This window comes from Paraburkholderia sp., assembly GCF_049581445.1.
Taxonomy (GTDB): domain Bacteria; phylum Pseudomonadota; class Gammaproteobacteria; order Burkholderiales; family Burkholderiaceae; genus Paraburkholderia.
Genome location: NZ_JBAURZ010000256.1, coordinates 1 through 8,446, shown reverse-complemented (window position 1 = coordinate 8,446; position 8,446 = coordinate 1). Strand labels below are relative to the sequence as shown.

The window sequence follows — 8,446 nt, the reverse complement described above, 5'->3', positions numbered from 1 at the left end:
CGCTACACCGGCGCCCCCACCGCTGGCCGACGTTGATATCGCTGCCGTCATGGACCAGTTCGTGAGCGAGAGCGGACAAACGTTGAACTGGCGCACCTCGATCGTCGACACGCTCAAAGCACTCGGGGTCGACAGCAGCCTTGAGCATCGCAAGAAGCTCGCGCAGGAGTTGAAGTACGACGGCGACCTGAACGATTCGGCCAGCATGAATGTCTGGCTACACAAACAGGTGATGCAAGCGCTGGCGGCGAACGGCGGGAAGTTGCCTCCGGATCTGGCGGCCTAACGGCTCGCCGGCGTCGCCGATTTCGGGCGACGCCGACGGCTTGGCACCACTCTTGCGAAATATGGCTGCCTTCGAGCAGCCGTATTTATGACCTCTGGTCAAATCCACGCTGACGCGAAACTGGCTTCCGCGCGTTCGGTTGAAGGAGATCGCCTCGAACTGCCACTGAAAAAAGGAACACGCCGCGCCGTAGTGACATCGTCCGCTGGCCGCTAAAGGTTTTACCGCGTCGGGGGATGCGCCAGCTAATAAGTATCGAACACTCGCTGCAACGCCACCCCCCCCGTGTTGCCGGCCGCAAGCGCCAGCATCAGAAGAACCCGCGCCTTATATGGATTGAGCGAGCCCGCCGTGACGAAACCGAGCGCATCGTCGGGCGCCGCGCCGTTGCGCATCACATGTCCCGAGCCGACCCGCGACGAACGCACCACAGCCACGCCCTGCTTGACCGCATCCGCCAGCGCCTGTTGCACCGACGCGTGAATCGAGCCGTTACCGGTGCCCGCCACGACGATCCCACGCACACCCGCTGCGACCAATGCATCCACCGAGATCCGCGAAGCGCCCGCATAGCTCGCGACGATCTCCACATTCGGCCATGTCGCGCCAATCACAAACTCAGTCTCAACGGTGTGCGGCCGCACTACTTTGCGCTGAAATTCGACACGTCCGTCCTGCACCCAGCCGAGCGCGCCCACTTCCGGCGACTGGAACGCGTCGACCGCGTAAGTGCTGGTCTTGACCACATCGCGCGCGCTGTGAATACGGTTGTTGAACGCAACCAGTGCGCCCTGCCCGTGCGCCGCCGCGCTAGCTGCAACCGTTACCGCGTTGAGCAGATTCAGCGGGCCATCGGCCGAAAGCGCGGAGGCAGGCCGCATTGCCGCGGTCAGCACCACAGGCTTGTGCCCTTTTACCGTCAGATGGAGCAGATAGGCGGTTTCTTCGAGCGTATCGGTGCCATGCGTGATGACCACGCCGTCGATATCGTCGCTCGCGATCAGTTCGTTGACACGCTGCGCGAGCGTCGTCCACAGTGCGAGCGCCATGTCCTTGCTGTCGACGCTGGCAATCTGCTCGGGCTGGATCCGCGCGACGCCGGACAGCGCGGGCACAGCCTCCAGCAGACGGTCGACGCCGACCACGCCAGCCTGATAACCGGAAGTATTGGTGACAGAGGCAGCGGAGCCTGCGATCGTGCCGCCGGTCGCCAGCACGGCGATACGCGGTAGGCCGCCCGCCGTCGCCGCGGAATCCAGCGAATTCGATGAGGAAGAGGTCGAGGTATTCATGGCGGCGATTGTAAGCGATGCGCCGTGCGCCGCCATGCGTTGAAACGCGAACCTCAGTCCGCTGCGCGCAACTGCGCGGCGATATCCGCCTCCTTCAACTGCGGCGCGAACATTTCCAGCAGGCGATATGCATAGGCCCGCAGGAAAGCGCCCTTGCGCAATCCCACCCGCGTCGTGCTCGCTTCGAACAGATGCTGCGTATCGAGCGCGACCAGTTCGGTATCGCGCTTAGGGTCATACGCCATCGCTGCGACCACGCCAATCCCCATGCCGAGTTCGACATAGGTCTTGATCACGTCCGCGTCGATCGCGGTCAACACCACATCCGGCAACGCACCCGCTCGCGCAAAGGCCTGGTCGATATGCGAGCGGCCCGTGAAATCCTGATCGTAGGTGACGATCGGAAATTCAGCGATCTCATCGAGCGTCAGATTCGGGCGCCCCACCAGCGGATGGTCCTTCGGCACGACCACAATGTGGTGCCACGAGTAGCACGGAAAAGTCACGATGTCCGGAAAGCGGTCGAGCGCTTCGGTCGAAATGCCGATATCCGCTTCGCCGTTGATGATCATCTGCGCGATCTGCTGCGGGCTGCCCTGACGCAGCGCCAGATGCACTTTCGGGAACACCGTCGTGAACTGGCGAATCACCTTCGGCAGCGCGTAGCGGGCCTGGGTGTGGGTGGTCGCCACCACGAGGTGACCGCTATCCTGATCCGCAAACTGACGCGCGACGCGACGCAGGTTTTCCGCGTCGAGCAGCATGCGTTCGATCAACTGGTGCACGGCCTTGCCCGGCTCCGTCAATCCCGTCAGACGCTTGCCACGGCGGATGAAAATATCAACGCCAAGTTCGTCCTCGAGATCCTTGATCTGTTTCGACACGCCCGACTGCGACGTGTACAGCACGTTCGCGACTTCAGTCAGGTTCATGTTCTGGCGCACGGCCTCACGCACAAAGCGTAGTTGCTGGAAGTTCATCTGTGTGTCTCCGGTTCGGCCAGAGTTGAGTTATTGAATATGAGTGAGACCGATTCGTTTCAATGCGCGGGAAAGACGCGCAACGCGCGGGGTACGGCCGTGACGCCGTCACCGATGCCCAGTTGCAAGGCGCGCCACGCCTCGCGATCCAGTTCCGCTTCGAGCAGATTGCCACTGGGCGAAGCCAGTTCGACGCGAACCGAGCCACCCAGCGTGACAACCCGTCGGACGTCGACCACGATGCCATCGCGATGCCCCGACGCCTGCGGATACAAATCGAGGTCGTGCGGACGCACGTACGCAAAGGCCGGCCCTTCAAAACCGGCCGAAGCCGCGACCGGCAGCGCGGCGCCGTCCACCACGAAGCCATGACGGTCGACCTTCCCTTGCAGGCGATTAGCCGCACCAAGAAACTCGTAGACGAACGACGTCTGGGGATGATCGTACACGTCCTGCGGGCTGCCCACCTGCTCCACGTGTCCACGATTGAGCACCACGATACGATCGGCCACCTCGAGCGCCTCTTCCTGATCGTGCGTGACGAAGATGGTCGAGATATGCAGATCGTCGTGCAAACGACGCAGCCAGCTGCGCAGTTCCTTGCGCACCTTGGCATCGAGCGCACCAAACGGTTCGTCGAGCAACAGCACTTTCGGCTCGACAGCCAGCGCACGTGCCAGCGCGATGCGCTGCCGCTGGCCGCCTGACAGTTCGGACGGGTAACGCTGGGCGAGCCAATCCAGTTGCACGAGCTTGAGCAACTCGTGGACCTTTTCGCGGATCACCTTTTCCGATGGCCGCTCCTTACGCGGCTTCACGCGTAGTCCGAAGGCGACATTCTCGAACACCGTCATATGACGGAACAGCGCGTAGTGCTGAAACACGAAACCCACCTGGCGCTCCCGCGCGCCGACCGTCGCGACGTCCTCACCTTGCAGCACGACCTGGCCCGAGTCTGCATATTCAAGGCCGGCGATCACGCGCAACAGCGTGGTCTTGCCACAACCCGACGGCCCGAGCAGCGCAACCAGTTCGCCCGGCGGAAAGTCGAGCGAAACGTTATCGAGCGCGGTGAAATCGCCAAAGCGCTTTTGCAGGTTACGAACGGTGATACCCATTGACTACTCTCCTTACTGGACCGGGTGCTGCGTCGGCGCGGCCTTGTCGACGGTGACAGGACCCGCGGGAACGGGCACGCCGCCCTCGTCTCGTTGTGCCGCCATATGACGTTCCGCCAGCAGCTTTAGCCCAAGCGTCACGAGCGCTAGCAAAGCCAGCAGTGACGCCACAGCGAACGCCGCCGAAAAGTTATATTCGTTGTAGAGAATCTCGACGTGTAGCGGAATCGTGTCGGTCTGTCCACGAATGTGCCCCGAGACGACCGAGACCGCACCGAACTCGCCCATGGCTCGTGCATTGCAGAGGATCACACCGTACAACAGACCCCACTTGACGTTAGGCAACGTGACACGCCGGAAGGTCTGCCAGCCCGACGCACCAAGCACATGCGCGGCTTCTTCTTCATCGTTGCCTTGCGCCTGCATCAACGGAATCAGTTCGCGCGCAACGAAGGGAAACGTCACGAAGATCGTCGCGAGCACGATGCCCGGCACCGCGAAGATGATCTGCACATTGTGGTCTTCCAGCCAGGGGCCGAACCAGCCCTGCGCGCCGAACATCAGCACATACACGAGACCCGAGATCACCGGAGATACCGAAAACGGTAGATCGATCAGCGTGGTCAACAATGCCTTGCCGCGAAATTCAAACTTGGCGATACACCACGATGCAGCGAGCCCGAACACCAGGTTGAGCGGCACCGCGATCGCGGCGGTCAGGAGCGTGAGCTTGATCGCGGCAACAGCATCCGGATCGACCAGCGCGTCGAGGTAAAACCCGATGCCCTTGCTCAGTGCCTGATAAAACACCGCAACCAGCGGGACCACCAGGAACAGCGCGAGAAACAGCAGCGCGATGCCCGTCAATATGTAGCGCACAAGGCGCGGCTCAGTGACCGGATCAGCCGAGCGTGCCATACGCAAAGCCGCGCGCGACACTGGCGAAAGGGCTGCAGAATCGTGACTCATTGCGCACCTCCCGCCGTGGCTGTCGTTGTTACCGGCGGCAAGGTTGGCCCAGCCCCACCACGCCCCGTACGACGCTGCAGATACCACTGCAATGTATTGATCAGCAGCAGCATCAGAAACGACACCACGAGCATCACCACCGCCAGCGCGGTCGCGCCAGCGTAGTCGTACTGTTCGAGCTTGGTGATGATGAGCAGCGACGTGATCTCCGATTTCATCGGCACATTGCCGGCAATGAAGATCACCGAACCGTATTCACCCAGTGCGCGCGCAAACGCCAGCGCAAAGCCGGTCAGCAATGCGGGAACCAGAGCCGGCAACACGACACGCCGAAACGTCAACCAGCGCGGGGCGCCCAGGCACGCGGCGGCCTCTTCCTGTTCACGCTCGAACTCTTCGAGCACGGGCTGCACGGTCCGCACGACAAATGGCAACCCAATAAAGGTCAAGGCGACCAGCACGCCCGCTGGCGTAAAAGCAATCTTGAGACCGAGCGGTTCGAGAAACTGGCCGATCCAGCCATTGCCCGCATACACCGCCGCGAGCGAAATTCCCGCCACCGAGGTAGGCAATGCGAACGGCAAATCAACGACCGCATCCACCAGACGCTTGAACGGAAACGTGTAGCGCACCAGCACCCATGCGACAAGAAAGCCGAACACCGCATTGATCAACGCGCCGCCGAGCGCAGAAAAGAACGTCAACCGGTATGACGCCAGCACACGCGGCGAGCTCACAGCGCGCACGAATTGGGCCCAATCGAGGGTGGCCGTCTTGAGAAAGGTGGCCGCCAACGGAATCAGCACCACGAGGCTCAGATACGCCACCGTGATGCCGAGTGTCAGGCCAAAGCCGGGCAATGCGCTTGGCTTGCGAAAGGTCAACGTGGTCATGCTGGATGCTCTTTCAAGTTAAACCTCTGCGACCCTTGGCCCGCGCAAATGGCGCGACCTGCGGGGCGCGCCTTACTACGCCTTGCCATGCTTCGTTAGTACTGCGTCTGATCTGCGCCTCGCCGAACCTGATTCCTGATCAGCGCAATACACGCCTCACTGTGGCGAGTAGATCGAATCGAACACACCGCCATCGGCAAAGTGAGTTTTCTGCGCGTTGGCCCAACCGCCGAAGGTATCGTCAACCGTGTACAGCTTCAGCTTCGGAAACTTGGCCGTCAGCGCGGCTGGCACCTTGTCCGAACGCGGACGGTAGAAGTTCGCGGCGGCGATCTGCTGGCCCTCATCGCTATACAGGAAGTTCAGATACGCCTCTGCCAGCTTGCGTGTGCCATGGCGGTCGACCACCTTGTCGACCACCGCCACCGGCGGCTCGGCCAGAATGCTCACCGACGGCACCACGATCTCGAACTTGTCCGGGCCGAATTCCTTGAGCGACAGGAACGCCTCGTTTTCCCAGGCAATCAGCACGTCGCCGATACCGCGTTGCACGAAGCTGGTGGTCGCACCGCGCGAACCCGAGTCGAGCACACCGGCGTTCTTATAGAGCTTCGAAACGAATTCTCTGGCTTTCTGATCATTGCCGCCCGGCTGATGCTCGGCATAAGCCCACGCAGCCAGATAGTTCCAGCGTGCGCCACCGGAGGTCTTCGGATTCGGCGTGACAATCGACACCCCAGGCTTCACCAGATCGTCCCAGTCCTTGATGTGCTTCGGATTGCCCTTGCGCACGAGGAACACGATCGTCGAGGTGTACGGCGAGGCGTTGTCCGGCAGACGCTTCTGCCAGTTCTTGTCGACCAGTCCCTTGTTGGCAAGCGCGTCGATGTCGTAAGCAAGCGCGAGCGTCACGACGTCCGCCTGCAAACCGTCGAGCACCGAGCGCGCTTGCGCGCCCGAGCCGCCATGCGATTGCCTGAACGTCACCGTATCGCCGGTCTGCGCCTTCCACTGTTTGCCGAACGCCTGGTTGATCTGCTGATACAACTCGCGCGTCGGGTCGTAGGAAACGTTAAGCAGCGTCTTGTCGTCGGCTTGTGCGGCGCTCGCCGCGCCGAGCACGGCCGCGGCGGACAGCGCCAGCACCGTGATCCATTTCCTCGTCTTGCCCGCGAGCCCCGTGCCCTGATGATTCATCCTGTTCTCCGCGTGGTTTGCGCTTTAGCAGCGTTTTGTTGGCGTTATGCGCGCTGTGCATCAAGTGGAGGCCAGTCTATCGAAGGGCTTTCATTATTAAAAATAATGTTTCTTCATTTTTTAATACGCAAAAGTGGTAACGACAGAGGGGCGCGCTGTCGCGGCACGAAAGTGGTTGCGGGAACGCCGTCTGACGACGCTGGGGCGACACCCAGGGCACGAACTTAAAGTAAAGCTTGAAATGCGCCGAATACTGTATAAAAATACAGTCACCTGTCTATCCATACAGTGGCGCCATGACCAAACTCACCGCACGACAGCAAGAGGTTTTCGACCTGATCCGCCGGGCAATCGAACGCACCGGCTTTCCGCCCACCCGCGCGGAGATCGCCGCCGAACTTGGCTTCAGCTCGGCCAACTCAGCGGAAGAGCATTTGCGCGCACTGGCCCGCAAAGGGGTGATCGAGCTCGCGGCCGGGGCTTCTCGGGGTATTCGCCTCCTGTACGGCCAGGACGACGCGCCACACCAGTTCACGCTGCCCCACGCCAGCCTGATGCAGTTGTCGCTGCCGCTGATCGGGCGGGTGGCGGCGGGCAGCCCGATCCTCGCGCAGGAACACATCGCGCAGCACTATGCATGCGACCCGGCGCTCTTCTCGAGCAAACCGGACTACCTACTGAAGGTGCGCGGGCTGTCCATGCGCGACGCAGGCATCTTCGACGGCGATCTGCTCGCCGTGCAAAAGAAAAGCGAAGCCAAAGACGGCCAGATCATCGTCGCGCGAATTGGCGACGACGTCACGGTCAAGCGTCTCAAGCGTCGGCCCAACGGTATCGAGCTGATTGCTGAGAACCCCGACTACGAAAACATCTTCGTTCAGGCCGGCAGTGCGGAATTCGCATTGGAAGGCATCGCGGTCGGGCTGATTCGCCCGACCGAATTCTGAACACTGCCTGGAGAGACTCATGGAACGCCTTGCTCGCCTGTTGCCCTTCCGCCAGTTCGGTCGCCTGCGCCATCTGCGCAGCCTTGTGCCCTGCGCCCCGATCGAGGCGCCCGGCGCCACGGCGTCGTTGTTCGACACGCCTGCGCCGCATACGTCCGCGCTGCCTTCGTCGTTGCCGGCCTTCGCCCGGGTATCGCTGAACGCCGGTCTTAACACCGCCGAACCCGCGCGCCGTGCACCGGTCCGGGTCTACCACGGCCCGTCGCGTCTGATTATGGTCGGTACCGTGGATGCGGTGTGCCGGATGATCGATCGCTGCATCGATGAGGAACGGGCGGGTTTGCAAAGCGCGCTGTTTGAGTAGGAGGCGGTTATTTGAGGAATGACAACCGCCCGTTAGGGATCGTTTCCTGACGCTCGGTGTCCACCTCAGGTGACAAACAACAGCGAGTATCTTCAGATGGTCGTTTCACCACCTGCAAAACGCGGTTTCGCCAAGCCGCTCATTATTGTTGTGGTTGTGATCGCGATAGTGGCCGTGCTGGGGTATGGCTATGCGTCGCCCTATCTGGCGCTCGACCGTCTCAAACGGGCCGCCGACACCCGTGACGCGCAGACGGTCAGCGAGTATGTCGATTACCCGGCATTGCGTGAAAGCCTGAAGGAGCAAGTAGCCGGTTTGCTGACCCGGCGGCTGCATGCGAGCGGCAACCCATTAGCCGCGCTTGGGGCGATGATCGGCGTTGCGCTGATCGGTCCAATGG

The 8,446-nt window shown here is 61.7% G+C and carries 10 protein-coding genes; 4 read left to right on the top strand and 6 right to left on the bottom strand.

The window, feature by feature from the left end; translation table 11 throughout:
- Positions 1-286: DUF3597 domain-containing protein (locus WCA85_RS21740; RefSeq protein ID WP_424066934.1), on the top strand; the 286-nt coding region annotated here is incomplete at its 5' end.
- Positions 287-531: 245 nt separating this feature from the next.
- On the opposite strand, the gene WCA85_RS21735 is transcribed toward WCA85_RS21740, so the two are convergent.
- The 6 genes from WCA85_RS21735 to WCA85_RS21710 form a co-directional block, all read right to left on the bottom strand.
- Complete coding sequence (locus WCA85_RS21735; RefSeq protein WP_424066933.1) at positions 532-1,578, bottom strand: asparaginase; 1,047 nt, start codon at positions 1,576-1,578, stop codon at positions 532-534.
- A 53-nt stretch (positions 1,579-1,631) separates the two neighbouring features.
- On the bottom strand, positions 1,632-2,558 hold the full coding sequence (locus WCA85_RS21730; protein ID WP_424066932.1) for a CysB family HTH-type transcriptional regulator: 927 nt from the start codon (positions 2,556-2,558) through the stop codon (positions 1,632-1,634).
- A 59-nt stretch (positions 2,559-2,617) separates the two neighbouring features.
- Positions 2,618-3,676, bottom strand: coding sequence for a sulfate/molybdate ABC transporter ATP-binding protein (locus tag WCA85_RS21725; protein ID WP_424066931.1), 1,059 nt, complete (start codon positions 3,674-3,676; stop codon positions 2,618-2,620).
- Positions 3,677-3,688: 12 nt separating this feature from the next.
- Positions 3,689-4,645, bottom strand: a complete 957-nt coding sequence (gene cysW / locus WCA85_RS21720) for a sulfate ABC transporter permease subunit CysW (protein ID WP_424066930.1) — start codon at positions 4,643-4,645, stop codon at positions 3,689-3,691.
- Positions 4,642-5,538: a sulfate ABC transporter permease subunit CysT gene (gene cysT, locus WCA85_RS21715; RefSeq protein ID WP_424066929.1), complete on the bottom strand. Its 897-nt coding sequence runs from the start codon at positions 5,536-5,538 to the stop codon at positions 4,642-4,644. The genes cysW and cysT overlap by 4 nt, the downstream gene beginning before the upstream one ends.
- A 156-nt stretch (positions 5,539-5,694) precedes the next feature.
- On the bottom strand, positions 5,695-6,735 hold the full coding sequence (locus tag WCA85_RS21710; protein ID WP_424066928.1) for a sulfate ABC transporter substrate-binding protein: 1,041 nt from the start codon (positions 6,733-6,735) through the stop codon (positions 5,695-5,697).
- A gap of 296 nt (positions 6,736-7,031) precedes the next feature.
- Between WCA85_RS21710 and lexA the strand changes: the two genes are divergently transcribed.
- From lexA to WCA85_RS21695, 3 genes are all read left to right on the top strand, one after another.
- Positions 7,032-7,682: a transcriptional repressor LexA gene (gene lexA / locus WCA85_RS21705; RefSeq protein WP_424066927.1), complete on the top strand. Its 651-nt coding sequence runs from the start codon at positions 7,032-7,034 to the stop codon at positions 7,680-7,682.
- Between the two features lie 19 nt (positions 7,683-7,701).
- Positions 7,702-8,046 (top strand): hypothetical protein, encoded by a 345-nt coding sequence (locus WCA85_RS21700; protein ID WP_424066926.1) that lies wholly within the window; start codon positions 7,702-7,704, stop codon positions 8,044-8,046.
- Positions 8,047-8,142: 96 nt separating this feature from the next.
- Positions 8,143-8,446: DUF2939 domain-containing protein (locus tag WCA85_RS21695; protein WP_424066935.1), on the top strand; the 304-nt coding region annotated here is incomplete at its 3' end.